Annotated in this window: 26 protein-coding genes; 17 read left to right on the top strand and 9 right to left on the bottom strand. The window is 60.3% G+C overall.

Annotated features, from left to right (window positions below; all coding sequences use genetic code 11):
* Positions 1-49: 49 nt before the first annotated feature.
* Genes QQL76_RS03885 through QQL76_RS03870 form a run of 4 tightly spaced genes read right to left on the bottom strand, consistent with a single transcriptional unit; the run spans position 50 to position 3,628 of the window.
* On the bottom strand, positions 50-487 hold the full coding sequence (locus tag QQL76_RS03885; protein WP_499206468.1) for a hypothetical protein: 438 nt from the start codon (positions 485-487) through the stop codon (positions 50-52).
* 22 nt (positions 488-509) lie between these two features.
* Complete coding sequence (locus QQL76_RS03880) at positions 510-1,499, bottom strand: substrate-binding domain-containing protein (RefSeq protein ID WP_499206467.1); 990 nt, start codon at positions 1,497-1,499, stop codon at positions 510-512.
* Positions 1,486-2,688 carry a Gfo/Idh/MocA family protein gene (locus QQL76_RS03875; protein WP_499206466.1) on the bottom strand — a complete coding sequence of 401 codons (1,203 nt, stop codon included), beginning with the start codon at positions 2,686-2,688 and terminating at the stop codon, positions 1,486-1,488. Before QQL76_RS03875 ends, QQL76_RS03880 begins: the two co-directional genes overlap by 14 nt.
* Positions 2,678-3,628: a PDR/VanB family oxidoreductase gene (locus QQL76_RS03870; RefSeq protein ID WP_499206465.1), complete on the bottom strand. Its 951-nt coding sequence runs from the start codon at positions 3,626-3,628 to the stop codon at positions 2,678-2,680. Before QQL76_RS03870 ends, QQL76_RS03875 begins: the two co-directional genes overlap by 11 nt.
* A 154-nt stretch (positions 3,629-3,782) precedes the next feature.
* Between QQL76_RS03870 and QQL76_RS03865 the strand changes: the two genes are divergently transcribed.
* From QQL76_RS03865 to QQL76_RS03855, 3 genes are all read left to right on the top strand, one after another.
* Positions 3,783-5,066 carry a Rieske 2Fe-2S domain-containing protein gene (locus QQL76_RS03865; protein WP_499206464.1) on the top strand — a complete coding sequence of 428 codons (1,284 nt, stop codon included), beginning with the start codon at positions 3,783-3,785 and terminating at the stop codon, positions 5,064-5,066.
* Between the two features lie 99 nt (positions 5,067-5,165).
* Complete coding sequence (locus QQL76_RS03860; protein WP_499206463.1) at positions 5,166-6,095, top strand: DMT family transporter; 930 nt, start codon at positions 5,166-5,168, stop codon at positions 6,093-6,095.
* Positions 6,096-6,172: 77 nt separating this feature from the next.
* Complete coding sequence (locus QQL76_RS03855) at positions 6,173-6,637, top strand: MarR family winged helix-turn-helix transcriptional regulator (protein ID WP_499206462.1); 465 nt, start codon at positions 6,173-6,175, stop codon at positions 6,635-6,637.
* 9 nt (positions 6,638-6,646) lie between these two features.
* Here QQL76_RS03855 and QQL76_RS03850 read toward each other — a convergent pair whose 3' ends face one another.
* From QQL76_RS03850 to QQL76_RS03835, 4 genes are all read right to left on the bottom strand, one after another.
* Positions 6,647-7,558, bottom strand: coding sequence for a DMT family transporter (locus tag QQL76_RS03850; protein ID WP_499206461.1), 912 nt, complete (start codon positions 7,556-7,558; stop codon positions 6,647-6,649).
* Positions 7,559-7,655: 97 nt separating this feature from the next.
* Positions 7,656-9,566, bottom strand: coding sequence for a TRAP transporter permease (locus tag QQL76_RS03845; RefSeq protein WP_499206460.1), 1,911 nt, complete (start codon positions 9,564-9,566; stop codon positions 7,656-7,658).
* A complete protein-coding gene (locus QQL76_RS03840) occupies positions 9,563-10,558 on the bottom strand; it encodes a TAXI family TRAP transporter solute-binding subunit (RefSeq protein ID WP_499206459.1) in 996 nt (331 codons plus the stop codon). The genes QQL76_RS03845 and QQL76_RS03840 overlap by 4 nt, the downstream gene beginning before the upstream one ends.
* 266 nt (positions 10,559-10,824) lie before the next feature.
* A complete protein-coding gene (locus QQL76_RS03835; RefSeq protein WP_499206458.1) occupies positions 10,825-11,235 on the bottom strand; it encodes a MarR family winged helix-turn-helix transcriptional regulator in 411 nt (136 codons plus the stop codon).
* Between the two features lie 209 nt (positions 11,236-11,444).
* Here QQL76_RS03835 and QQL76_RS03830 point away from each other — a divergent pair, with 209 nt between their 5' ends.
* The 8 genes from QQL76_RS03830 to QQL76_RS03795 all read left to right on the top strand — a co-directional run bounded on the left by QQL76_RS03830 (position 11,445) and on the right by QQL76_RS03795 (position 17,589).
* Positions 11,445-12,371: an alpha/beta hydrolase gene (locus QQL76_RS03830; protein WP_499206457.1), complete on the top strand. Its 927-nt coding sequence runs from the start codon at positions 11,445-11,447 to the stop codon at positions 12,369-12,371.
* A 135-nt stretch (positions 12,372-12,506) separates the two neighbouring features.
* Positions 12,507-12,770: a LysR substrate-binding domain-containing protein gene (locus tag QQL76_RS03825; protein WP_499206456.1), complete on the top strand. Its 264-nt coding sequence runs from the start codon at positions 12,507-12,509 to the stop codon at positions 12,768-12,770.
* A 126-nt stretch (positions 12,771-12,896) separates the two neighbouring features.
* Positions 12,897-13,340, top strand: a complete 444-nt coding sequence (locus QQL76_RS03820) for a hypothetical protein (RefSeq protein WP_499206455.1) — start codon at positions 12,897-12,899, stop codon at positions 13,338-13,340.
* Between the two features lie 63 nt (positions 13,341-13,403).
* Positions 13,404-13,763: a YciI family protein gene (locus QQL76_RS03815; protein WP_499207107.1), complete on the top strand. Its 360-nt coding sequence runs from the start codon at positions 13,404-13,406 to the stop codon at positions 13,761-13,763.
* On the top strand, positions 13,760-15,013 hold the full coding sequence (locus tag QQL76_RS03810; protein WP_499206454.1) for an RNA polymerase sigma factor: 1,254 nt from the start codon (positions 13,760-13,762) through the stop codon (positions 15,011-15,013). The genes QQL76_RS03815 and QQL76_RS03810 overlap by 4 nt, the downstream gene beginning before the upstream one ends.
* Before the next feature lie 345 nt (positions 15,014-15,358).
* A complete protein-coding gene (locus QQL76_RS03805; protein ID WP_499206453.1) occupies positions 15,359-16,075 on the top strand; it encodes an SDR family NAD(P)-dependent oxidoreductase in 717 nt (238 codons plus the stop codon).
* Complete coding sequence (locus tag QQL76_RS03800) at positions 16,072-16,902, top strand: SDR family NAD(P)-dependent oxidoreductase (RefSeq protein ID WP_499206452.1); 831 nt, start codon at positions 16,072-16,074, stop codon at positions 16,900-16,902. Before QQL76_RS03805 ends, QQL76_RS03800 begins: the two co-directional genes overlap by 4 nt.
* Entirely contained in the window at positions 16,903-17,589 is a 687-nt protein-coding gene (locus QQL76_RS03795; RefSeq protein ID WP_499206451.1) for a DUF3047 domain-containing protein, read from the top strand. It begins immediately after the preceding gene.
* Between the two features lie 75 nt (positions 17,590-17,664).
* Here QQL76_RS03795 and QQL76_RS03790 read toward each other — a convergent pair whose 3' ends face one another.
* Positions 17,665-19,599, bottom strand: coding sequence for a sigma 54-interacting transcriptional regulator (locus QQL76_RS03790; protein WP_499206450.1), 1,935 nt, complete (start codon positions 19,597-19,599; stop codon positions 17,665-17,667).
* A gap of 224 nt (positions 19,600-19,823) precedes the next feature.
* Between QQL76_RS03790 and QQL76_RS03785 the strand changes: the two genes are divergently transcribed.
* The 6 genes from QQL76_RS03785 (at position 19,824) to kdpF (ending at position 24,336) form a co-directional block, all read left to right on the top strand.
* On the top strand, positions 19,824-21,221 hold the full coding sequence (locus QQL76_RS03785) for a CmpA/NrtA family ABC transporter substrate-binding protein (protein WP_499207106.1): 1,398 nt from the start codon (positions 19,824-19,826) through the stop codon (positions 21,219-21,221).
* A gap of 1 nt (position 21,222) precedes the next feature.
* The gene (gene ntrB / locus QQL76_RS03780) at positions 21,223-22,059 is read left to right on the top strand and encodes an ABC transporter permease (protein WP_499206449.1); all 837 of its coding nucleotides are present in this window, start codon (positions 21,223-21,225) and stop codon (positions 22,057-22,059) included.
* A gap of 9 nt (positions 22,060-22,068) precedes the next feature.
* On the top strand, positions 22,069-22,986 hold the full coding sequence (locus tag QQL76_RS03775; protein WP_499206448.1) for an ABC transporter ATP-binding protein: 918 nt from the start codon (positions 22,069-22,071) through the stop codon (positions 22,984-22,986).
* Positions 22,987-23,030: 44 nt separating this feature from the next.
* Positions 23,031-23,474: a cyanase gene (gene cynS, locus QQL76_RS03770; protein WP_286165545.1), complete on the top strand. Its 444-nt coding sequence runs from the start codon at positions 23,031-23,033 to the stop codon at positions 23,472-23,474.
* Between the two features lie 76 nt (positions 23,475-23,550).
* Positions 23,551-24,015 (top strand): nuclear transport factor 2 family protein, encoded by a 465-nt coding sequence (locus tag QQL76_RS03765; protein ID WP_499206447.1) that lies wholly within the window; start codon positions 23,551-23,553, stop codon positions 24,013-24,015.
* Positions 24,016-24,246: 231 nt separating this feature from the next.
* The gene (gene kdpF / locus QQL76_RS03760) at positions 24,247-24,336 is read left to right on the top strand and encodes a K(+)-transporting ATPase subunit F (RefSeq protein WP_499206446.1); all 90 of its coding nucleotides are present in this window, start codon (positions 24,247-24,249) and stop codon (positions 24,334-24,336) included.

The following is a 24,336-nucleotide window of genomic DNA, read 5'->3' as shown; positions in this document are numbered from 1 at the left end:
TGGCCCTCCGGTAACCGGAGGGCCATTTTCTTTTAGATCGCCTAAACGCTCAGGCCTCGACGAGCCGCTTCAGTAAAGTGCGCGCGGTCATGACTTCGCGCATTGGCATGCTGTCAGTCGCCTCCCGCGGCTCCACATCGTAGCGCAGGCCCTCCCCGTCCCAGTACCACCAGTAGGCGATGGCACCGGCCTTATCCCGGATCGGCGTCTTGAATGTCGGAAAGTCTCTGTCGCTTTCCGGGATTGCTGCACGGCCAATCCGTTCGCCGGGCACTGCACCACGTTTAAGCATGCTCTCCAACGGCAGAAGCGCACTGAAAAGCGTGCCTGTGGCAGCGATTTCCTCGACATCTGATGGCCGCTCTTGGTGAAGGCCTTCAAGGACCCGCACGACTTGCGGATAAGACCGATGGTCGTGCGTCACCTGCACATAGGCAAGGCCCCTATCAGTTTTGATTTCGACGATGTCACCGGGGATCAATCCCATTTCGGTCCGCTCCTGTTAGCGCTCAAAGGCTGTAGGCTTCAAGCGTGGCTGGGTGGAACAGCTCCTCTACCTCGACCTTCCGCGGGGACAGACCCTGGCGATAATGATAATCGAGAAAGGTCGCGAGCGTTTCGCGGTTGCCGTTGAGGCCATAGGTCCAGATATCGGACCCCATCAGCACACCAGCACGGCGCAGATTGTCTTCGACGAAGGGCATCGTCACCTTGGTCGCAGATGTATCCGACAGCGCTGTCTGGGCCATGGCCTTCGCTTCCGAGAAGGCCTTCAGCAACGCCCCCGGCAAGAACGGATAGGCATCGGCGAGCGAGCGGCGCATGCCCAGCACATGCATGATAGGGAACACGCGCGTTTCGCGGTACCATTCCTCCGCCGCGCTGGTGTCGGGAAACAGCCGATCGATCTTGTCGAAGCCCTCGTCAAAGCACAATGGAGCACGCGGACCGACGAAGCCGTCGATGGTGCCGTCGATCAGCATCTGGTTGAGAGTGGCGCCTTCCGGCGCCGCCTCGATGCGGATGTCTGACGGAAGGTCGACCTTGATCTTTTCGGGCCTGCCCGGGGTGTTCATGCCGCCGCGCACCCAGTCGATTTCGGATGGCTTAACACCATAGGCATCCTCCAGGATGCCGCGTACCCAGACATTGGCGGAGAGCTGATACTCGGCAATGCCGATCTTCTTGCCCTTGAGGTCTGCCGGTTTCACGATCCCCTTGTCGGTGCGGATGTACACCGAGGTGTGGCGGAATGCGCGTGAGAGGAAGACCGGGATCGCCACGTAATGGGGATCGCCGCGAGCGACCGAGATAGAATAGGATGACAGCGACAGTTCGCTGACATCGAAAGCCTGGTGGCGGAAAGCGCGGAAGAACATTTCCTCGGGCGAGAGCAGCATGCAGGTTGGATCGACGCCATCAATCTTCACGCGTCCGTCGGCGATCGGTCGTGTGCGGTCATAGTCGCCCATGGCGAGCGATAGCTTAAGGTCGGTCATTTCGTCCCTCTTCCCCTGTAACTGAAACTTGGTGGCGCAAGTTGATCGGCAGTCCGGTCTCCGCCGATTGCAGAATGGCGTGGCATACCTCCAGGCTGGCGAGCCCCCAGGCGCCGGTCTGAGCCGGTGAACGGCCACGGCGAACGGCGTCGAACAACGCCTTGGCAACCTCGGCACGCGGTACGTCGACGGGCGCGGCCGGATGAAAAGTGCGCACCTCGTCGCCGTAGACATGAACTCCCTGTGGCGTCAGGCGCAGGTCCCCGCGGTCCCCGCTTACGATAATGGGGCCGAAATGTTCATGGTGATCCGGCATGGACGGCTCGGCGCCGGCTCCAAATGTCCGCGCCGTCTTGAGCGCCGCCTCTTCCTGTGCGGAAGCAATGGTCGCGAGCGCGCGTCTGGCGCCACCATATTGGGCGGGATCTTTGAGATGACCCAACTCGCCCGTCCATTCCATCCATTCGTCGCTGTCGAAATGCGCATATCCGGAATAGGTGAACGCCGCGAAGGCGCCGCCTTCGAATGACATCAGCGCAGCATAGGCTCCCTCGGTCGGCCTTTGAGGATCCCATTGTCCTGTCATGGCGGTGACGCTTCTCCCGTGTCCCCCGGCCAGAAGCCGAACAATGTCGATCTGATGAACGCCTTGCGAAAACACGACGCCGCCACCCTGGCTGGTATCGAGCTCTTCCGGACGTCGCGGACGGTAGAGGAAATCCGTGAAGTTCCACGCGTTGATCATGCGCACCGCGCCGATGGCGCCTTCATCGATCAGGCGCTTGGCCTGGACGACGGGGTCATCGAAACTGTGGCTGGGCCCCACGATCAGCTGAACACCTGCGTCCCGGCAGGCCTTCACCATCGCCGCACCGTCTTCAAGCGAGATGGCGAGCGGCTTGTCGACCAAGATATGTTTGCCGGCGCAAGCGGCAGCGACGACGTGAGCACGATGCATCTGGTGCGGCGTTGCCACGTAGATCGCTTCCACGCTGGTGTCGGCGCATAGACCTTCGATCGTTTCATAGGCGCGGCCGCCGAACTCCTTCTCGAAGGCTTGCCGCGACGCGGCGCGCGGCGCTGCCGCCGCGACTAGGGCAACACGCGGGTCAGCGCGAAACGTCGGCAGCATGAGCATGAAAGCGCGGCCGAGCCCGACGACACCGAGGCGGATCGGATCAGAGGTCAAGAACGAGATTCCCGTCTCTGGCCCGCGATACGCAGATCATGATGAAATCATCTCTTTCATCGTCCATCAGAACCATGTCGCGATGATCGGCATCGCCGGCAATCAACCCGCATTTGCAGGTGCCACAGGTGCCACTTTCGCAGGAACTGACGGTCGGAATGCCGGCGTCGCGAACGGCTTCGAGGATCGATCGATCTGCGGGTACCGTGATCGTTTTGCCGCTCTTCGCTAGCTCAACGTCAAAGGGGAGATCGTCAGCGCGAACGACTTCGACAGGCTTGAAGTCTTCAAAGTTTACCCGCCCTTCAGGCCAATGACCGGAAATGGCCTTGATCTCCTCCATCAGGGGCTGGGGACCGCAACAATAGACATGCATGTTGCGTGCTTCCTCGAAGTGGTCCCAGAAGTCGTAGATCTTCTCCGGATCCCCATCGTCATGATGCAGTTTGAGGCGATCGCCGAAGGCTGATCGCATCTCATCGAGATAGGCGGTCTCGTTGGCGCTGCGCGTGCAGTAGATGATCTGAAAATCTTTGCCTGCCTCCGCCAGCTCCGTCGCCATCGCATAGATCGGCGTAACGCCAATTCCTCCCGCAATCAGAAGGTAACTCGGCGCTTCTTTCAGCGGAAAATCGTTCTCAGGCGAACCTATCGTGAGCGCCGTCCCTATCTGGGCTTCTTCATGCATTGACTGAGAACCGCCACGTGATTGCGGCTCCCTCTTCACTGCAATTCGATAACAGTCCGGCGACGACCCTGAACCAAGCAGCGAATACCGCCGCATCGCCCCAGCGGGCGTTTCGACCGTCACGTGCGCTCCTGCTCCGAACGACGGCAGCGCTTCGCCATCCGCGTGTTGGAGAGTGAATTCCGTGATTGTGGCCGTCAAATCCCGTCGATCGACGACCTTCACGGATAGTTTCTGTTCGCTCTGTTCCATGGCGCGGCCCTTTTCCTCAGGCTTTTCCCAGGACGCGGTTTCCCTCGCCCAGCGGCAATTTACTTAGTAACCTAATTATATGGTGTCAACGTCTGGACGCTGATAGCGACGCACGATATGTTCAGTTAGCAAACTAATTGATGGAGCCATGTGGATGCTTACGCATGAGGAAAACGAGCTGCTGACCCGGGTAACCGGGGATGCACCCATGGGCAGGTTGATGCGCCAACATTGGACACCGGTCTGCTTGGTCGAAGAGGTGGAGGAGCGCGATGGTACGCCGCTCTTAGTCGAGGTACTCGGTGAGCGCTATGTGGCATTCCGCGATACCGACGGACGCCTTGGTCTTCTCGACGAGCTTTGCCCGCATCGAAGGGCATCCTTGGTATTCGGCCGCAACGAAGAGTGCGGACTGCGTTGTCTTTACCACGGCTGGAAGATGGATGTGGATGGCAACGTGGTCGCCATGTCATCCGAACCCGAAGGCAGCCCTCTCCTGAACAAGGTCAAGCATCGCGCGTATCCAGTGAGGGAATGGGGAGGCTTTGTTTGGGCCTGGCTCGGCGAAGAGGACAACGTGCCGGAGTTCGACCCGCCGGCTTTTGCGCCGACGGAAGACACGCAGGTTGCGATCGTCAAGATACGCATTCCCTGCAACTGGGCGCAAATCCACGAGGGCCAGATCGACAGCGCTCATTCGTCGTCGCTGCATTCTTCCGACATGAAACCAGCCCGCGTCGAAGGCGCTTCCGCCGACGAGCAGGCGTGGTATCGGCCTTCCACCGACAAGTCGCCGCGCATGCAGACACAGACGACGAGCTATGGCTTTCACTATGCCGCGATCCGCAAGCCGATCAAGAATGCTGCCACGCACAACTACCTGCGCATCACCGAATTCATCGCGCCTTACATGTCGCTGATTCCGCCGAACAACAACTACAACGTCGCAAGCGTCATCGTTCCGATCGACGACGAAACGACAGCGTTTCACTTTGTCGCTTGGGGCGGTCAAAAGTGTCCCTCGACGGAGGAATGGCGACGGTTCAACCACGCGCAACCTGGCATCGACCTGGACGACAAGTGGAGATCACGTCGGACCTTGGAAAACAATTTCCTGCAGGACCGTGAAGCCATGAAGCAAGGTAGCTTTACCGGTGTCCCGGGCATCCCCAATCAGGACATCATCATGTGGGTTTCGATGGGCAAGATCGTCAATCGGACCGATGACATTCTCGGCGCTTCCGATCTCGCGATCGTTGAGTTCCGACGCCTCATGGTGGACGCGGCCCGCAAGGTCGCAGAGGGCGGCGAAGCGATCGGCACCCAACAGCCGCGTACGCCCCATGCCCGCATCGCATCACGCGAAGGCGTCTACCCGAAAACCGTCGATTGGCGGACGCTGGTTGATACCTCGGAAAGCCGCGAAGCGGCTGAATAGTAAACCAATCTAGGGTTGGGATGAATGATCTCCTCTTGAGCGGGATCATTCATCTTCTGCTCAAGCCGATTGGCCGAAATCCCTTCGAAAGTGACGGTGATGCGTATGGCGGTCGCGCCCTCGGACCAACCACGAACCGCAATTTATGTCTTCGCTATCCTTCCACCGCTCTTTTGGGCGGGAAATTTTCTCGTTGCACGTCAGTTCCACGAGGAAATCCCACCTTTTCAGATGTCATTCTGGCGCTGGCTACTCGCCCTCGCGATCATTCTTCCGTTCTCGCTGCGCGCGGTGGTCGCATCGCGACCGATGATCAAACAGGAACTTGGCTTCCTCTTTCTCGTTGGCGGCATAGGAATCGCAGCGTTCAACTGCTTCATTTATGTGGCACTTCAATACACTACCGTCGTCAACGCGGCGCTGATCAATTCGCTGATGCCGGTAGTGACGTTCTTGCTGGCGCTGATCTTCATTGGCGACCGGCTGAGCTCGCGTCAAATAGTCGGTGTGGCGGGCTGTGCTTTCGGTGCTCTCTTCATCGTACTGCGCGGGCAGATGTCCAATCTCGCGGACCTGGCTATCAATGTCGGCGACATTCTTGTGCTCGCTGGTCTGACCTTTTGGGCACTCTATACGGTGCTGATCCGCTGGCGCAAAACCGCGCTGCCGACGAGCGTGTTCCTGACTGTGACCATTGCCTTTGGCGTCGTCATTCACTTGCCGTTCGTGATCTGGGAAGTGAGCCAGCGCGGGACTTTCGTTGCCAACGGGGCAAACATCTCGGCCCTTATATATCTCGCGATCTTTCCATCGCTTCTTGCCTACAATTTCTGGAACCGTGCCGTCGCTGCACTCGGTCCGGGAAAGACAGGTCTTTTCATGTACCTGATGCCGATTTTCTCCACTGTCCTCGCAGTCCTGGTGCTCGATGAAGCCTTCAAGCCTTATCACCTGGTTGGCATGCTGCTGATTTTTATGGGGATTGCACTCGTTACGCGACCATCGACACGATTATCAGCGAGGCGCTGACCCGCGACTTGATATTCGCCGGACAGCGGGTATTGCTGCGCGTGTTCAGGCGCCCGTAGAGATCGAGGATCAGCAGCATGACCAAAAGCCGATCGACTGGAGCCGTGCTCCCGTTGGAAACAAGCCTTGGTTATCAAATCCGAGCAACCCACCGGCTTTTCCAGCGCTATCTACAAGGCAAGATTGAGCCTTTCGGCGTGTCTCTCGGCATGTGGTATTTCCTGCGTGTGCTTTGGGAAGAGGACGGATTGACCCAGCGTGAGCTTTCACAGCGCGTCGGGACAATGGAACCCACGACCTTGACGGCTCTGCGATCCATGGAGCGCAGCGGCTTCATCCGCCGAGAGCGAAACACCGACGACGGACGGAAGATCAACGTCTTTTTGACGGGGGAAGGCCGTGCGCTTCAAGAGAAGCTGTTGCCTCTCGCACGCGAAGTCGTCGAGGATGCGGCCTCAACACTGACAAAAAGCGACAAAGAGGCCATGCTCGAATTGCTCGCGAAAGTGCAACTGAATCTTTCTGCGAAGATCGAACGGTAAACCGCCCATTTACGGCAGAGCGACGAGCACGACACCTATTGTGGCGACGAATGAGGCCACGACTATTCGGCGTTCTGGTGGCGCCTCCGTCCGAAAGACATAGGCCGCCAAGTAAATGCCGAGAAAGACCTCGAGCGAGCCGATGATCGCCACCACGGCGACGTCGGCGTGGAGAAGCGCGAAGAACTGAGCCATCTGCCCAAACGACATCGACAATGCAGCAACAAACTGCCACTTCTCCATACCGTTGAATGACGTTGCTACAACCTTTCTGTAGTTGCGGCTAACAAGGCTGCCGCCCGCGTACCAGATGATGCCCGTCAGGGCGCCGATGAAGGTGCCTAATATCGGATCCGGAACGGCCGACATGCCGAGCTTGCGCGCACTATAAGAGGCGCCATAGGACGCAGCCGATAAAGCGCCGAACATCCTGCCGCGACCAAGCCCGCTCAACCTCCGCCCGGGTTTTTGTCCGCTTCGCCGCGCATCATCCCGCGCCGACATGACCCCGAGAAGGCTGGCGAGGATGATTGCCATGCCGGCGCCTGCCAGCCAGCCGATCGTCTCGCCGAGGATGATGAAGGCGAAGAGCGTTGCGAAGAGCGGGATCAGGCGACGGAACAGACCGGCATTGATCGCTCCGGCGAGGATGACGGAACGGAAAAGCGTCAATCTGCCTATGACTGTCGCGAGCATGCCGCTCGCCGCGAAAAAGCCGAGACCAGCAAAGACCTCGGTCGTCATTGCGGGCAAAGGCGGTCCAAGCAGCAGCCAGAGGCTGCCGGACAGGCAGGCTGTCATGAGGATGGAAAGAAAGGCGCCATTGTTTCTCTCACCCTCATGCGCGCCCTTGGCGATGGCGACATTGGCCAGTGCGAAGGCCAGTGCACCAAAAAGGGCGAAAAGGGGACCGATTATCAAGACGCTCTGTTTCTCCTGCGGCTCGTCCCGGCGGAGAGCAGGTGCAATCGGTCTGACAATCCCCGCCGTCGCGTTTCGACGGCGGGGATCTTTTTGCTCAACTGTCGGACTGGACCGCAATTTCACCTGGGGTCCGGATGAGCGGCAAAGTCCCTCTTCGCCACCAGATGACGCCGAGAACAACTGCGCCGACAATGACCGGCACCGACAGTTCCAGATAAGGTGCCATGGCAGCGCCTGCCGCCATAAAGCACAGCAGACGGAGCCAGTGGGCCATTACGCTCTCCAGCGCCAATGCAAGGATGACGACCGCGACGACACCCCCCAACGCGGCAATCGCGATATTGAGGCCCGGCCCCTGCCACAGCAATGCTTCGTTCCAAACGAAGAAGAACGGAACGATGAAGCCGAATGCCGCAAGCTTTACCGACGTCACCGCGATTTTTAACGCATCCTCGTCGGCGATCGCCGCGGCGGCGAAGGCAGCGACCGCGATAGGCGGGGTCAGTGCAGAAAGGACGGCGTAGTAAAGCAGGAACATGTTGGCCGGCAGCACGGGGATATCCGCTGCGACAAACGCCGGCCCCACCAGGACCGCACCGAGGATGTAGGCGCTTGGCGTGGGCATGCCCATGCCGAGCAGAATGGCAATCGCCGCGCCAATCAACAAAAGAGGCAGAGTCCCCGAACCAGCAACCAGCATGACGATATTGGACGCCTTCATCGCTAAGCCCGTCATCGTCAGCCCGCCAATAACGAGACCCGCAGCTGCACATGCGCCAGCCACCGGTAGCATCCGTAACGTTGTCTCGCCCAGACCCTCCATGACGTCCCGCGGTGTCATGCGCGTGCGCTTCGTGAAGAAGGAGGCGATCACGAGAGCGACCGTTGCGTAGACCGCCACATAAGTCGGCGTATAGCCGACGAGCAACGCCCAGACGATTACGGCGAGCGGCAGTACGAAGACCCAGCCCGACTTCAGCGTTTCCAGGATGGGATCGGCTTGATCGATGCCCCGCAGGCCTTGGCGAACTGCTCGAAAATGCACCTGGAGATAAACCGCAAGGTAGTAGAGCAGCGCCGGGATAAGCGCGGCGATAACCACGTCTCGGTAATCGATACCGGTGTACTCGGCGAGGATGAAGGCCGCCGATCCCATTACCGGCGGCATGGCAGAACCACCAGTGGACGCAGCAACTTCAACGGCACCCGCAAAGCGCGCCGAATAGCCCAAGCGCTTCATGATCGGGATCGTCACCGCACCGGTCGTCGCCACGTCCGATGTGGGACTTCCCGATATCATGCCGTACATTCCGGACGAAACGACCGCGATCTTGGCCGGGCCGCCGGGCGATTTGCCTGTTAGCGCGGCAGCAAGCTGGAACATGAAATCGGCGCCGCCGGCCTTGGACAGCAACGCGCCGAACATCACAAAGAGGAAGACATAGCTCGCCGCAACCTGGATCGGGACGCCGAACACGCCGTCAGTCGTGTACATGAGCGTGTCAATAAATGAGCCGAAATCGATGTAACCGTGGCCGAAAGGCGGCGGAAGGACGTGGCCGTAGAGATTGTAAGCGAGGAAGACGAGAACGACGATCGTCAGTCCCGGACCAGTCGTTCGACGCGTCGCCTCAAGCGTCAGGCCAAGCAGCAAGGCACCGAAAAATAGCTCGTCCGTGCCAAGCGGGTTCAGCAGCGTAATGTGATTGGCGAGGTAACCGCGGATCATGAAAAAATAGATGCCGCACGCGACGCTCGCGGCCGACAGAATCCAGTCGAATGCGCTCGGCATGGCAGGCGAGTGCCGCGATGCGCCGACCGCCAGGAAGAGTAGCGTATAGATGCCGCAGACAAATAGGATCCCGATCAGGAGCGCGTCGGGGAGCGCGAAGATATTGGCGTAGACGACCCCGGCAGCGAACACCGCCGAAGCCGCAAACAGCCAGAACCGGAAGGCGCCGTCAAAGTGACGACGCCGCCCCGTGTCGAGCAGACGACCGATCATTGCATCAGGCCCGCTTCACGGTAGGCGCGCAGTGCACCATCGTGAAATGGAACCGCCGTCTCCCGAACGAGGAGTTCTGTGGTTAGATCAGCCATGGCAGGATGCACGGTTTGAATTTCCGTGACATTTTCGAGAATGGCCTTGGTAAGCGTATAGGCATCTTCTTCTGACATGTCTTCGCTAGCAACCAGCACGGCTCCGAGTGCCACGGTTTCGATATCTTCGGGCTGGTTCTCGTAAGTCTCCGCAGGAATCGTAAATTCGCCGATCGAAAACTCTTCCGCCACGCTTTTGCGCACATCTTCCGGAATATCGAGGATCTTGATGTCCAGGCTGTTTTCAATCTCGCGAATCGAACTGTGACCGACGAAAACACCGTTGGTGTAGACGTCGACGCGCCCGTTCAGGAGAAGGCCGCTTTGCTCTGAAGAGCCGGCCTGCACGACGCTTCCACCCCAGGACGCGATCGCTTCGTCGTCGGCACCAGCCGCCGCCATCATGGCAGATGCAACCTGCCCCGTAATGTTGCCGGCGCGGTTGATCGTGATCCGGACCGGCGCCTCCTTCTCGACCAGATCAGCGAGTGACGTAATGCCGTACTCGTCGCTGAAGTTCTTGTTCACGACAAACTGCATCGGTGCCCAGTCGTAAAGATAGCCAATGGTCCGCAAGTTCTCGATCGGCTGCTGGAATGGCTCGCCGCCCGCGACGGCTATCGCCAGCTCAGCGTCGTGAATAAGACCGATTTCGGCGCGCCCTTGGCTGACCATGGCGGCATTGGCGAAGCCTCCACCTGTGGTTTGATATGTGACGGAAGAACCTGGTGCTCCCTTTTTCAACGCTGCATCGAGACCAGCGCCCATCAATGTCCAGAGGCCGCCTGGGCTTGCACCGGCAAGCGTAAGATTGAGCGATTGCGCAGAGGCGGGCACCTGCGTTCCCAGCAGGCATGCCATTGCGACGGCAGATACGATCTTCCGTGAAAAATTCATGATGTCCTCCCATTCAAATTGCTCAATCCGATACCTCGCTCCTTCAAGGTTCTCGGATTAATTAGTTTGGTAACTAATCTTATGACTAAAACTTCATCCGCGTCAATCCGCCGTCAACCTCCTGGGACTGAGATCGGATCGGATACGCCCGATCCCTGTCCAAGATTCAGTTTATTTTGATGCCAGTTTCAGAATGGAACGAGGCACAGCTGAGCGCTTGGTGGCTTTGTCGCGTCAAGTCTCGCCAAATTCTCTCTGCAACGTTTTTAGCGGGTCAGAGCCTCCAGCAACCTTGTAAATTCCGTCACGTCCTCTCGGCTCAAGCGAGCCAGCTTGTCGCCGTAGTGTTTGGCGAGGCTCGCCCGCGCCTTGGTCAGCACCTCGCGTCCATGCGTCGTCAATGCGATGCGATGACGACGCAGATCCTGGGCGTCGATGGCGCGTGTCACCAGCCCCGCCGCCTCCAGTGCCTTAAGATAGGACGTCATGGTCGGCTTCGGCATTGAGAGGTGTCGCGCCAGACTGGCGGGAAAAGGCTGCTCATCTATTCCGTCCAGAACGAAGAATGCCTTGGGTTCCAGACCCAGCGATTCAATTTCAGGAGCTGCAGCGGCCAACGTCCCCGTCGACAGCTCCAGATTGAGCCGAAAGATCCGCTCTGCTTCTGCCTCACGCATTTAGTTCCATTCTTGAACTGTTCCGATTATAAACTACATTGATCCGTGTTCGTTGTTGACCAACGGCAGAGCGGGGTCCGGAGATGGCGCGCTCCAAACTGCCGATATCCAGACGATGCCTCATCGTCTCGACAGTGGCAATTTCGGTTTCTGCTGCCGCCGCTAGCGGTGGTGCAGCGCGAACAAAAACTAATGCAAGGAAGAGCCCTGTGAAACAGGTTTGGTTCAAGAACCGTACTATCCGCATTGCCGGCAATCTGCATCTGCCGCCCGATTTCGACGAGACCAAATGTTATGCGGCCCTCGTGCTTGCGACGCCAGGCAGTAGTGTCAAGGAGCAGATTGGCTACATCTACGCCTCGCGCATGGCCGAACACGGCTTTGTTGCATTGACCTTCGACCCGTCCTACCAGGGTGAGAGCGGCGGCCTGCCCCGCGATCTGGAAGACCCAGCAACGCGCGCCGAGGACATACGCTGCGGCGTCGACTTCCTGATGACTCAGCCGTTCGTGGACGAAAATAGGATCGGGCTGCTCGGCATTTGCGCCGGAGGCGGTTACGGTATCCATGCTGCATTGACCGAGCACCGCTTCAAGGCCATCGGTACCGTCGTCGCCAATGATATCGGCACCGCCTTCCGCGCGTTCCAGCCAACACGAGAAGACCTGCTCAACACCGTCGCCGAAATCGGCAGAGCCCGCACCGCAGAGGCGCGTGGCGGTAGACCGCGTCGCGATCCCTGGATCCCCGATAGCCTGCATCAGGCCAAGGAACAGGGAATTACCGAGCCGGATTTGTTGGAGGCTGTGACCTTCTATCGTGAGACCGAGTACAAGCATCCCCGATCCACTAACCGCCTGCTCTTCACGAGCTACGGCAGCATGCTCGCTTTCGATGCCTATCATCTGGTGCCGGAACTGCTGACCCAGCCGCTACAGGTGATCGTGGGCAGCAAGCGCGGCCCAAGCAAGCAGTATGAGGGTGGCCAACGCCTATTCAACCTGTCACCGTCCCCGGACAAGGACTTCTTCGTCATCGACGGAGCGGCGCATTACGACCTGTACTACAAGCCAGAATATGTCAGCCAAGCTGTCGAGAGGCTCGTAGCCTTCTATAAAAGACAGCTTCCCGGCTAAACAGCCCTGCCCATAGCCGACGCGCCGATCTTCCAGCAGGGCCGGGTTGGATGCGACCAGTCAACTCACTTTATGGGCGCTATACCGGCGACCATGTCGTCATCTTGATGACCGGAACCGACCGCAGCTACGAAGATGCGATGGCCGCCGTGGATCATTTCAGCCGAGCTGACAAAGACAAGCCCGTCTCGCCCGAAGGGACTGGGAGTGGCGTTTCTCTCTGATTTCCAGGCCGCGCTCGTCGTTGCTGCAGGGCAACTTGCACCCGTGCTTTCCGGATGGTCCAGAATGCCTGTCGCCGTCCACGCGATATGGTCCTCTGGCCGTTTGGTTTCGGCAAAAGTGCGTGCGTTTTTTGATCTGGCGCGGAGCCTTGGCGTCACAAAAACGTCCTCATAGGCCGCTGCCGAGTAGCGGCCCTGTCATCCCGAAAAATTTTCAGCCTCCGAGTCGAAATGATTCGGCGCAGGGTGTCATATGCTTGGAAGCACCAATTCCGGACGCTTCCGACACAGGAGAGATATGATGTCGGAACTTTCAATGACTGCAGCGCCCATCCGCGCTCCACGCTGGCTGGCTGCCGCTTCGCTGGCCGGGATCGCCTGGAACCTGTTCGGCGCCGCGCAATTCGCCGGCTCGATTACAGCAACTGAGGCGAGCCTCATCGCTCAAGGAATGACGCCGGCGCAAGCCGCGGTGATGACAGGCTATCCTGTCTGGATGACGGCTGCCTTCGCGATCGGCGTCGCCGGCGGGCTAATTGGCAGCGTGCTGCTCTTCATGCGCCATACCGGCGCCATGCCCATCCTTGGCGTCTCGCTGGCCGCTTACATTGCACTCTGGATGGGCGATTTGGTCTACGGCGTTTTTGCCGCCCTCGGTATCGGGCAGGTCGTGATTTTGACCATCGTCGTGGGCATCGCGGCAGCGCTTTTTGCGCTGAGCCGCCTCACCGTTGCAAAAGGCTGAACCGCTCTGGGCGACGCCCGAACACCTGCTATTGCTAACGCCAAGGAGAAACCCGTGCAGTTCATGCTCATCCTTAACGAAACAACGGACGATTTCGAACAACGCAACGACCCCGCACGCGCCGAAGCCTATTGGGGCGGCTGGAACGCCTTTATCGCGGCCATGGGACAGGCCGGCATCATCGTGAAGGGCGATGGCCTCCAAGGACCGCAACTTGCCACCACCCTACGCATTCGCGATGGCAAGCGGACGGTCGAGGATGGTCCGTTCGCCGAGACGAAGGAACAGCTCGGTGGCTATTTCGTCGTCGAAGTGCCATCTCTCGACGAGGCGCTGGATTGGGCTTCGAAGGCGCCGTGTGTGCTCACCGGCTCGGTCGAGGTACGACCCGTCCTTCCGCCGATGCCCACACCCGGCCGGTGACGGCGCCAGTCGAAACAGCCTCATCTTACCGGGCCGCCGAGCAGGCGGCCCGCGCCAGCTATGGCAAGCTGGTCGCCATCCTCGCGGCGCGCAACCGCGACATCGCGGCCGCCGAAGATGCCCTGTCGGACGCGCTTCTGGCTGCGCTGCGGGTCTGGCCCAAGACCGGCGTGCCCGGCAATCCCGATGCATGGCTGCTGACGGCGGCGCGGAACCGTCAGAGGAACGACCATCGCGCGGTTCAGGTGCGGCGCTTCGCGGAGCCGGAGGTGGCCCGGCGCCTCGAGTTGCCCGAACCCGACGAGGCATTGGTCGATAGCCGCCTGGCCCTGATGTTCGTGGCAGCCCACCCGGCCATCGACCCTGCGACGCGGGCTCCTCTGATTCTCCAGACGGTGCTGGGCATTAGTGCCGCGCGCATCGCGCGGGCCTTCCTGGTCGACGCGCAGGCGATGTCGCAGCGTCTTGTTCGCGCCAAATCTCGTATCCGCGATGCAGGGTTGCGCTTCGGTGTGCCCGAACCTGAGGACAGGTCCGAAAGACTGGAGGCGGTGCTCGATGCGATCTATGCGGCGTTCGGCCAGGGCTGGGATAGCTTGGACGCACCCGAGAACCCCGATGGGCTTACCGGCGAAGCGATCTGGCTGGCGCGTCTGCTCGTTGCGACGATGCCGGACGAGCCTGAGCCGAAGGGCCTGCTCGCGCTGATGCTTTATTGCGATGCGCGGCGGCTGGCTCGGCGCGACGCTGAGGGTCGCTTCGTGCCGCTCGACCGGCAGGATGCGCGGCTCTGGAACCGCGACCATATCATCGAGGCGGAAAACCTTTTGACGGCTGCCTCACAGTCGGGCCGCTTCGGCCGCTACCAGTGCGAGGCCGCGATCCAGTCCGTCCATGTCCAGCGGCCGGTCACGGGCCGGCTCAACCTGACGGCGCTGCGAACATTGTACGACCTTTTGGTCAGCCGCTCCGACAGCCTCGGGGCGCGGATCGGCCGGGCCGTCGTGATCGCCGAGGCTGGTGCGCCGTTGGAAGCACTGGCGGAACTGGACGCCCTGCCTGCTGATCGCATGCAGGACCATCAGCCATGGTGGGTCGCGCGCGGCAGGATCGCTGCTTTGGCGGGGCGGCGGGAAGAGGCCTCAACCGCGCTTAGGACCGCCGTCTCGCTGACAGAGGACGAAGCCGTACGACACTACCTTCTAGCCGTGCTGGATGATGCCAACAACGTCTTTGACGAACGGGGGTAGTTTACGGGAAATAGTTCAATCCCAACCCAAGCCTCTGGAACAGACGGTGCGCGACGTTGCCTGGCTTTCCAAACGACAGTCCTCCGTTTGGCGGAAACTGGAACATCATTGATCATCCAGCGCTGGGCGTTGAGAATCCTATTTTCGACGAGACTGGTCCGGTGATGAGCAACAGCCACTCAGGTGCAAGTATCGGCGAGCGCATGGGATAGCGCATGTTGGTGACCTTCCGGGAGACGAGGCCTCACCAGCTTTCAAATCGGCGTGAGATGAGCCGACTGCAGTTTACGCGGTCGCGCGCTCATGTTCCTTCGCACATTGCACTGAGCGAAGGGATGTCGAGTGTTGAAGCGGCAGACAGCCAACCGCCTCTTGAGGACCTATCTGGTAACCGGCGCAAGTTCCGGTATCGGGCTTGCGGTCGTGAAGCAGCTCTGCGCGCAGGGCCATCGCGTCATCGGGACAGGCCGGAGATCAGGCACATCATTGCCGGTCGACTATCCCGATATCGACTATCGCGCCGTTGATCTGACCGAGGCGGCTGCAATCGAGCGCTTCATCGACGATCAGATAGTCGGCCTGGATCGGGCAATCCTCTGCGCCGGCGCAGGCTTTTATCGAGGCATTGAAGAGGAATGCGTGAGCGACGTCGAGCACATCGTTTCGATCAATTTCACCGCCCAGATCCGACTTGCACACGGACTTTACGGAAAGCTCGCTGCGCGCCATGGACGTCTGGGCCTGGTGGGCTCCGTCGCCCATAAGAGGGCGGCCGCCATGCCGGTCTATGCGGCGACGAAGGCCGCGCTCGATGGGTTTGGGCGTGCGCTTGCTCTGGAATGGCAAGACCGTGTTGCCGTCCGTGTGTTGCATCCCGGTCCGACTAGGACAGGGATGGCCGAGCGGGCTGGGCGGCCGGCAGACTGGCTCACGAAGCTGATGCTGCCGCCACATGCCGTTGCGGACATGGTCATCGACGGGCTCGAAGCTGACAGGGGCTATCGCCGGACGATCTCTTACGGCCGATATCTGGCCCGACTGCCGTTGCGAGCCGTGCGATGACGCGCGTGCTCATCACGGGCGGGGCGAAGGGGTTAGGGCAAGCTTGCGTGCGCACCGCACTCACAGACGGCTGCCATGTGACTGTGCTGGATGCCGACGCCAACGGTCTTACGCAGCTGCCCGCCGGTGTCTCGGCCATTTATGCTGATCTCGCTGATGCAGCCGAACTAAGATCGGCCATCAATCGACTGAGCGCTTCAGAGCCATTCGACATCGTCATCATGAATGCCGGCATCAATGCGACCGGGCCGTTCGAAACGCTTCCGGTGGAACGGCAGGCAAAGCTCATCGCCGTCAACCTGACCGCACCTATGGCGCTCACCACCGCCTTGATCCAGGCCGACAAGATCGCGCGTGATGGGCGGCTCGTTTTCGTCAGCTCCCTGTCCCATTTCGTCTCTTATCCGGGTGCCAGCACCTACGCCGGCACCAAGGACGGACTGACTATCTTCGCGCGCAGCCTCCGACGGCCTCTGCGTCGGTCTCTCGGCATCCGCGTTCAGGTGGTGGCTCCCGGACCCATGGACACCGATCATGCGACAGAGCATTCGCCCTCGCCTGACGATCGCCGTGCACGGGTCGCGCCTGCCTTCGTCGCCGACGCCATCTGGCGGAACCGATCGGGCTTTCTGATCGTACCGGGGATGGCGGCCAACGGCGTCTCTATCCTCGGCCGGCTCCTGCCGGGGGTCGCCGGCAGGATCATGCGGCGGATGATCTTCGAAAAACTTCAGGTCCGCACACCCGTGCAAGACACCCATTCTGCCCGAGAGCAATCATCGCTTCACGCACTGCACCCAGACCAATTCTTGACGGAGGAACCGTAGATGGCTTTGAACCGACTTCCCTTGACACGTCGCGCTTTTGGCCTGGGCGCTGCCGCAGCCGCCGGAGCGCTGTTTTCCGGCATAGGTGTGACGCGTGCGGCCGCGGTGCCGTTTGACGAGAGCTGGGAGCATCTGACCTTCCGCCGTCTTGAACCCAACCAGTTCACGTTGGGCGACGGACAGTTGCGCGTCGTCGCCGATGGCAGCTCTTCGATCTTCTACCGTATGCTGGAGCCATCTTTTCACGGAGCCCAGAGAGCAAGCTGGACATGGCAGGTCGACAGTTCGGTGCCGCCGTCGGATCTGTCCACGATCGGCGCAGACGATCGCAATCTCGGACTGTTCTTTGTAAGTCTCGATGCGGCCGGAGCCGAACGCGTGCGTCCGGGAACCAATATCCGCAGTCTGATGACCAACCGGTCGGCCCGGATCCTCATGTACACGTGGGGCGGAAACACACCCCTTGGAAGCGTGGTGCCGAGCCCGCACGCGCCAGAGCGTCTTCGCAACCTCATCACGCGTCCGGCAGGAACGGGTCGTTTCACCGAAACCGTCGACCTTGCAGCGGACTTTCCGAAGGTTTTCGGCCAACCGCTCGAACGTCTTGTAGCCGTTGCGGTCTCATCAAACAGCGAAAACACACCGGCTCGCGTCGAGGCGACGGTTTCCGGGTTCACGGTCATATAGCCGGCGTCGCGCACAAGTTACTGGCACGGGTGTCTGGGCAGCCCGCTAAAAAAATGTCTGCCCGGGTTTTGGCGGCTACTGACCATTCCTGTCGATCCCGAGCGCTTTCAGCCTGGAGTAAAGCGTGGTCGGTTTCATTCCGAGTAGAGCTGCAGCGCCATCCTTGCCGGACACACGACCATTCGCGCTTGCGAGTGCCCTTCGAACATTCGCCACCTCGAAATCTTGCATGTCGCGGGCGGTGAGGATTGGCGCTAGGGCATCATTGATCACCTCGGGCGGGCGGCGCTCCTCGACGGGCCTTTCGGCCTGCCCCTGAAGGTGGAATTCCATCCGTCCGTTGCGCGCGAGAATGGCGGCGCGCTCGATGATGTTCTGCAATTCGCGGGCATTCCCCGGCCAGGAATAGCTCTTGAGTTCGGCAATGTTCGCGCGTGTCATCAGCGGCTCGTCGATGTTCAGGCGCGCGCATGCGATCTTGAGGAAATGCTGGGCAAGCAGCGGAATGTCCTCCCGCCGCGCGCGCAGAGGCAGGCATTCGATGGGGAAGACGTTCAGGCGGAAATAGAGATCTTCGCGGAATCGGCCTTTGGCAGCTTCCGACTTGAGATCGCGGTTGGTCGCGGCGATCAGCCGGATGTCCACCTCGCGTGTCTTTTCTTCGCCGATCCGCTCGAAACGACGATCCTGCAGCACCCGCAGGAGCTTCGATTGAAGATCGAGTGGGATTTCTCCCACCTCATCAAGAAAGATTGTTCCACCGTCTGCCAACTCGAATCGGCCGATGCGGTCACGGACCGCGCCGGTGAAGGCGCCTTTCACGTGTCCGAAGAATTCGCTTTCGAAAAGTTCGCGCGGGATGGCTGCGCAATTGACGCGGATCAACGGCCGGTCCCGGCGCTTCGAAGCCTGATGAATCGCACGCGCCACGAGCTCTTTTCCCGTTCCGCTTTCGCCGGTGATGAGGACGTTGGCGTCGGTCGGCGCGACCAGATCGATCTGCTGCAGGATCTTGTGGATGGGACCGGTGTTGCCGATGATGTCGTAATGGTTCGCCTGCGTCAGGATCTCCTCCTGCAGATAGGCATTTTCCATTTCGAGCCGCTCGCGCAGGCGGGCATTTTCTTCCAGAGCCGACCGCAGCTTCTCTTCGTTGCGCTTGCGCTCGGATATATCGCGAAAGACGATCACCGCGCCCACATGCGCGCCGTTGTCGCTGATCGGCGTCGAGGTGTATTCCACGCGTACGGGATGACCATCCTTGTGCCAGAAGACCTCGTCGTCCACCGTATTGATCGTGCCCTGGCGAAACGCCTTGTAGATCGGGCAGTCGGACGAATGGTAATGGCTGCCGTCCGGATGCTTGTAGTGCACCATGCTGTGCATGTCGTGACCGACGAGTTCAGCCGCGCTGTAGCCGAGCATCGCTTCGGCGGCCGGATTGACGAACGTCGTCACGCCATCGGCATTGACGCCGTAGATGCCTTCTCCCGCCGCCGCCAGAATGAGCTGATTTTCCCGCTCGATCTCGCGGAAGAAGCGTTCGGCGCGGCGCCATTCCTCCAGCCCCTGGCGATGGTAGTTGTTGGCCTCCTCGTCAATGGAGCGACGCCGTCTCGCGTCCAGATCGCTGATGCGGATGAGAATATGAAATTCGCCGGCGGTCTGGAGCGCCAGAGCACTGTGCTCCACCTCCAGAGGCTCGGCCTTCGCTCGCGGAATGGAAATGTCGCGGCTGTAGGCATGCCCGCGTTCGAGTGCCTCTTCCGTCAGGACATGCAGTGCCCCGATCGCATGGTCGTACAGTGCCGTGACCGGCGTCTCACGCAAAACGTCGATGGAATGTTCGAAGAGACTGGCTGCTGCTGCATTCGCTTGCACGATGCTATTGGCCGCGGGGCGAACCAGCAGCAACGCCTCGACATCGGCATGAAACGCCTCGGCGAACAGCACCGTGCTGTGAGCTTCGTTTGTTGAGGCAAATTCTCCCAGCCGAAAATCCTTCGCCACTACGCGCCCCTTTTACGAAATCTCATAACGCCGTTACGAAAAACTGTAAATTACGAATGTTCGTAATTTCTCCGACTTCCAGCACACACCGATTCCGTCTGATGGCGCGGGCTTTTGGTCAGCGGCGAGCACATGGCACGGCCATTGCTTCACCCTGGACGTGGAGGCTGGCGCAGCTGTGGCAACCGGTTGCGCCGTCAAAAAAAGGGGTTCAGCAAATGACGATCAAGTCCTTGGGCAATCCATATGACGGCGATACCGATCTTCGCCATGGCCTGGCCTGTACCTGCAGCGATTGCGTGGACGATGCGGGCCATCGCATGCAGGCGATCTCGGCAAGAGACCAGCGTGCGCCGATGTCGTCTGAAGACATTCTGGAGCGGGCTGTGGAGAGTGCGGTCGTGCGCTCCGTGTTCGGGCACAACGAGCTGTCGCGCCGCTCATTCGCGAAGATGCTTGGCGGTACGACGCTCGCTGCAGCACTCGCGTCGGTCCTGCCCATCGACAAGGTGAAGGCTGCGATCCTCGACGAAATCGGCACGCCGGAAAAAACCGACCTCTCCGTCGGCTTCGTTCCGATCACCTGCGCCACGCCGATCATCATGGCGGAGCCGCTCGGCTTCTATCAGCGCTACGGCCTGAACGTCGAAGTCGTGAAGACCGCCGGCTGGGCCGTCGCCCGCGACAAGTCGCTGAACGGAGAATACGACGCCTCGCACATGCTGACGCCGATGCCGCTCGCGATCACGCTTGGCGCCGGCTCCACGGCAACGCCGTTCCTGATGCCTGCCGTGGAGAACATCAACGGCCAGGCGATCGTCCTGCACAACGACCACCGCGACAAGCACGAGGACGTGTCGACCTGGCGCGGCCTCACTTTCGGGGTGCCGTTCGAATATTCGATGCACAACTTCCTGCTGCGCTACTACGTGGCCGAGGCAGGTCTCGATCCGGATCGCGACATTCATATCCGCGTCGTGCCGCCGCCGGAAATGGTCGCGAACCTGCGCGCCGGCAACATCGACGGCTTCCTGTCGCCAGATCCGTTCAACCAGCGCGCAGTCTGGGAAGAGATCGGCTTCATCCACATTCTCACCAAGGACATCTGGGAAGGCCATCCCTGCTGCGCCTTCGCCTGCTCGCAGGCATTTGCCGAAACCTACCCGAACACCTACGGCAACCTCCTGAAGGCGATCGTCGACGCCACCCAATATGCCAGCGACAGCGCCAACCGATCCGAGATCGCCGCGGCCATCGCGCCGACCAACTATCTCAATCAGCCGGTGCCGGTCATCGAGCAGGTGCTGACCGGCCGCTTCGCCGACGGTCTCGGCAATGTGCGCGACGAACCGAACCGGATCGACTTCGACCCGTTCCCCTGGCACTCCATGGGCGTCTGGATCCTGACCCAGATGAAGCGCTGGGGCTACATCGAGGGCGATATCGACTACGCCGCGGTGGCCGAGCAAGTCTATCTCGCTGCCGATTGCGGGAAGGTCATGGCCGATCTGGGGCTCGAAGTGCCGAACGAAACCTACAAGTCGCATATGATCATGGGCAAGACCTTCGATCCGGCCGAGCCCGAAGCCTATGTCGAGAGCTTCGCGATCCGGAGGACGTGAGATGACGCGCTCCTACGACTTCAGGGCACTCGCACTCACGATCGTCATCCTGGTAGTCGCGCTCGGCGCCTGGGAATTGTCGACGAACACGCAAATCCTGCCCGGCGCCGGCGAGATGACCGAATATGAGCGGCTGATGGGCGGCGGCAGCCAGAATGCCGGCGTGCCTGCGCCTTCTGCCGTGATGCAGAAGGCGTGGGAGGAGCTTTCCGATCCGTTCCACAACACCGGTGCCAACGACAAGGGCATCGGCATCCAGATCGCCTATTCACTGATGCGGGTGCTTTCCGGTTATGCGCTTGCGGCGCTGATCGCGTTGCCGGTTGGCTTCCTCATCGGCATGTCGCCACTGATGTTCCGGGCTCTCGATCCCTTCATTCAGGTGCTGCGGCCGATCTCGCCGCTCGCCTGGATGCCGCTTGCGCTCTTCATCATCCAGGACAGCGAGGCATCGTCGATCTTCGTGATCTTCATCTGTTCGATCTGGCCGATGCTGCTCAACACGGCCTTTGGCGTCGCTTCGGTCCGCAAGGACTGGGTGAATGTCGCCCGTACTCACGAACTCGGGCCGGTGAAGACGGCTTTTCAGGTGATCTTGCCGGCTGCCGCACCGACCATCGTGACCGGCATGCGCATCTCGATCGGCATCGCCTGGCTTGTGATCGTAGCCGCCGAAATGCTCGTCGGTGGCACGGGCATTGGCTACTACGTCTGGAACGAGTGGAACAATCTCGATCTCACCAGCGTGATTTTTTCGATCCTGATGATCGGCGTCGTCGGCATGGCGCTCGATGCCGCATTCGGCCGCCTGCAGCGCGCCGTCACCTACACCGAATAGGAGAGCGTCATGACACAACCATTCCTCGAGATCGACGGGCTGGCCAAGCGGTTTCCGGGCAGCAAGGGCGAGCAGCTCACGGTGTTCGAAAACGTCAACTTCGATATTCAAAAGGGCGAGTTCGTCTGCATCATCGGCCATTCCGGTTGCGGCAAGTCCACCATCATGAACGTTCTCGCCGGGCTCGACGAGCCCACCGAAGGCGTGGTGACAATGGATGGAAAGGAGGTATCGGGCCCGAGCCTCGATCGCGGCGTCGTCTTCCAGAATTATTCGCTGCTGCCCTGGCTGACGGCGCTGAAGAACGTGATGTTCGGCGTCAAGGCGCGCTTTCCCACCTGGTCCAAGGAGAAGGTCGAGGAGCACAGCTACGCATATCTGCGCATGGTCGGCCTGACCAACGGTGCCGAGCATCGCAAGCCGTCGCAGCTTTCGGGCGGTATGCGCCAGCGTGTTTCCATCGCCCGCGCCTTTGCGACACAGCCGAAGCTCTTGCTGCTCGATGAGCCGTTTGGGGCGCTCGATGCGCTGACGCGCGGCACCATTCAGGACGAGCTTCTGAAGATCTGGCAGGACAGCGGCCAGACCGTCTTCATGATCACCCATGACGTGGACGAGGCAATCCTTCTCGCCGACCGCATTTTGCTGATGAGCAACGGGCCCTTTGCCGAAGTTGCCGAAAGCGTCGTCATCGATATTCCACGGCCGCGCAAGCGTGCCGAGATGATCCACCACCCGGCCTACTACAAGATCCGCAACCACCTCGTCGATTTCCTGTCCCGGCGCTCCGGCGAAATCGCGGCAAGCCCGCGTGAGCAGAGCGGTGGACGGCGCCAGCCGCTGACCGTGCGCCCCGGCGCGGACGACGAAAAACCGACCCCGGACGCCGAACGGGTCCGTCCCCATCTCGTCTCGCTCGCCGGCTGAGCTGGATGTTTCAACGCCATAACCAACACGAGGAAACGCTGACCATGATGAAGAAAATCGACGTTACGGAAATGATCATCGAAAAGAAGCGCACCGCAGGTCTCACCTGGGAGAAGATCGCGGCGGATATCGGCATGTCGGAAGTGTTCACCACCTCCGCCTGCCTCGGCATGAATGCTTTCCCGCGCGACAAGGCCGATCTGCTGGTACGCAACCTCGGCCTTCCGCAGGAAGCGGCGCTGGTCCTTGCCGAATTCCCGACGAAGATCTTTTCGCAAGCCGTCCCGACCGATCCTTGCGTCTACCGCCTTTACGAGATTGTTGCCGTCTATGGCGACACGATCAAGGAATTGATCAACGAGAAGTTCGGGAACGGCATCATGAGTGCCATCGATTTCGACATGGAGATCGACCGGATTCCAAGCCCGAAGGGTGATCGGGTCGAGCTCAAGATGCGGGGCAAATACCTGGCCTACAACGCTTGGTGATCTGAACCACGGCGCGGGCGGGAAGCGTCAAAAGCCCCTGCCCGCACAGCATCGATGCCGCTTGGAGATCTGAACGATGTCGCGACCGCCCTTGCCTCCTTTTACAGCAGAGACTGCCGCCCAGAAAGCGCGCATGGCGGAAGATGCCTGGAATACCCGCGACCCAGGCAAGGTCGTTTTGGCCTATACGCCCGACACGATCTGGCGAAACCGCGCCGAGTTTCTGCAAGGCCGTGATGCCGTCCAAGCTTTTCTTGAGCGCAAATGGGCGCGCGAGCTCGACTATCGCCTCATCAAGGAGGTCTGGGCGCATCATGACAATCGCATCTCCGTGCGCTTCGCCTATGAATGGCATGACGACAGCGGAAACTGGTTCCGCTCCTACGGCAACGAGAACTGGGAGTTCTCGCCCGAAGGCTTGATGCAGCGCCGCATCGCGTCGATCAACGATCTCGCAATCACTTGGGAAGATCGAAAATTTCACTGGCCCATGGGTAAACGGCCCACTGACCATGCGGAATTGAGCGACCTCGGGCTTTAGTAGTTCTTCAAACCATTTAGGTGGGCTCGCAAGGTATCCCGCGTTTATGCATCGTTTATGCCGGTGCCGGCGATCACACATCGCGCGTTGATGCCGCCGAGCCATAAATAGGACGCTCCTGAAACCATGGAGCCTCCCATGCTCGACGTTCTTTATATCGCTTTGGCTGCCGGCTTTTTTGTCGCGGCTGCTACCGCTGTGCGCCTGCTCGAACGGCTCTGAGGTCCTGCCATGGCACTCGACCTCATCATTGGCGGCGCGGTCGCTGCGCTTCTCCTTGTCTATCTCGGCTATGCGCTCGCCCGTCCGGAACGGTTCTGA

This window comes from Rhizobium albus (genome assembly GCA_030160035.1).
Lineage (GTDB): Bacteria > Pseudomonadota > Alphaproteobacteria > Rhizobiales > Rhizobiaceae > Georhizobium > Georhizobium albus.
Note: the sequence above shows the minus strand (reverse complement) of the source record. Positions and strands in the feature narration are given on the sequence as shown.

Bases quoted from the DNA above. Each gene is read 5' to 3' on its own strand.
- QQL76_RS03885 (WP_499206468.1), bottom strand. From the start codon at position 487: ATGGGATTGATCCCCGGTGACATCGTCGAAATCAAAACTGATAGGGGC.
- QQL76_RS03880 (WP_499206467.1), bottom strand. From the start codon at position 1,499: ATGACCGACCTTAAGCTATCGCTCGCCATGGGCGACTATGACCGCACA.
- QQL76_RS03870 (WP_499206465.1), bottom strand. From the start codon at position 3,628: ATGGAACAGAGCGAACAGAAACTATCCGTGAAGGTCGTCGATCGACGG.
- QQL76_RS03865 (WP_499206464.1), top strand. From the start codon at position 3,783: ATGCTTACGCATGAGGAAAACGAGCTGCTGACCCGGGTAACCGGGGAT.
- QQL76_RS03860 (WP_499206463.1), top strand. From the start codon at position 5,166: ATGCGTATGGCGGTCGCGCCCTCGGACCAACCACGAACCGCAATTTAT.
- QQL76_RS03855 (WP_499206462.1), top strand. From the start codon at position 6,173: ATGACCAAAAGCCGATCGACTGGAGCCGTGCTCCCGTTGGAAACAAGC.
- QQL76_RS03845 (WP_499206460.1), bottom strand. From the start codon at position 9,566: ATGATCGGTCGTCTGCTCGACACGGGGCGGCGTCGTCACTTTGACGGC.
- QQL76_RS03840 (WP_499206459.1), bottom strand. From the start codon at position 10,558: ATGAATTTTTCACGGAAGATCGTATCTGCCGTCGCAATGGCATGCCTG.
- QQL76_RS03835 (WP_499206458.1), bottom strand. From the start codon at position 11,235: ATGCGTGAGGCAGAAGCAGAGCGGATCTTTCGGCTCAATCTGGAGCTG.
- QQL76_RS03825 (WP_499206456.1), top strand. From the start codon at position 12,507: ATGCGATGGCCGCCGTGGATCATTTCAGCCGAGCTGACAAAGACAAGC.
- QQL76_RS03820 (WP_499206455.1), top strand. From the start codon at position 12,897: ATGTCGGAACTTTCAATGACTGCAGCGCCCATCCGCGCTCCACGCTGG.
- QQL76_RS03815 (WP_499207107.1), top strand. From the start codon at position 13,404: ATGCTCATCCTTAACGAAACAACGGACGATTTCGAACAACGCAACGAC.
- QQL76_RS03800 (WP_499206452.1), top strand. From the start codon at position 16,072: ATGACGCGCGTGCTCATCACGGGCGGGGCGAAGGGGTTAGGGCAAGCT.
- QQL76_RS03795 (WP_499206451.1), top strand. From the start codon at position 16,903: ATGGCTTTGAACCGACTTCCCTTGACACGTCGCGCTTTTGGCCTGGGC.
- ntrB (WP_499206449.1), top strand. From the start codon at position 21,223: ATGACGCGCTCCTACGACTTCAGGGCACTCGCACTCACGATCGTCATC.
- QQL76_RS03775 (WP_499206448.1), top strand. From the start codon at position 22,069: ATGACACAACCATTCCTCGAGATCGACGGGCTGGCCAAGCGGTTTCCG.
- cynS (WP_286165545.1), top strand. From the start codon at position 23,031: ATGATGAAGAAAATCGACGTTACGGAAATGATCATCGAAAAGAAGCGC.
- QQL76_RS03765 (WP_499206447.1), top strand. From the start codon at position 23,551: ATGTCGCGACCGCCCTTGCCTCCTTTTACAGCAGAGACTGCCGCCCAG.
- kdpF (WP_499206446.1), top strand. From the start codon at position 24,247: ATGGCACTCGACCTCATCATTGGCGGCGCGGTCGCTGCGCTTCTCCTT.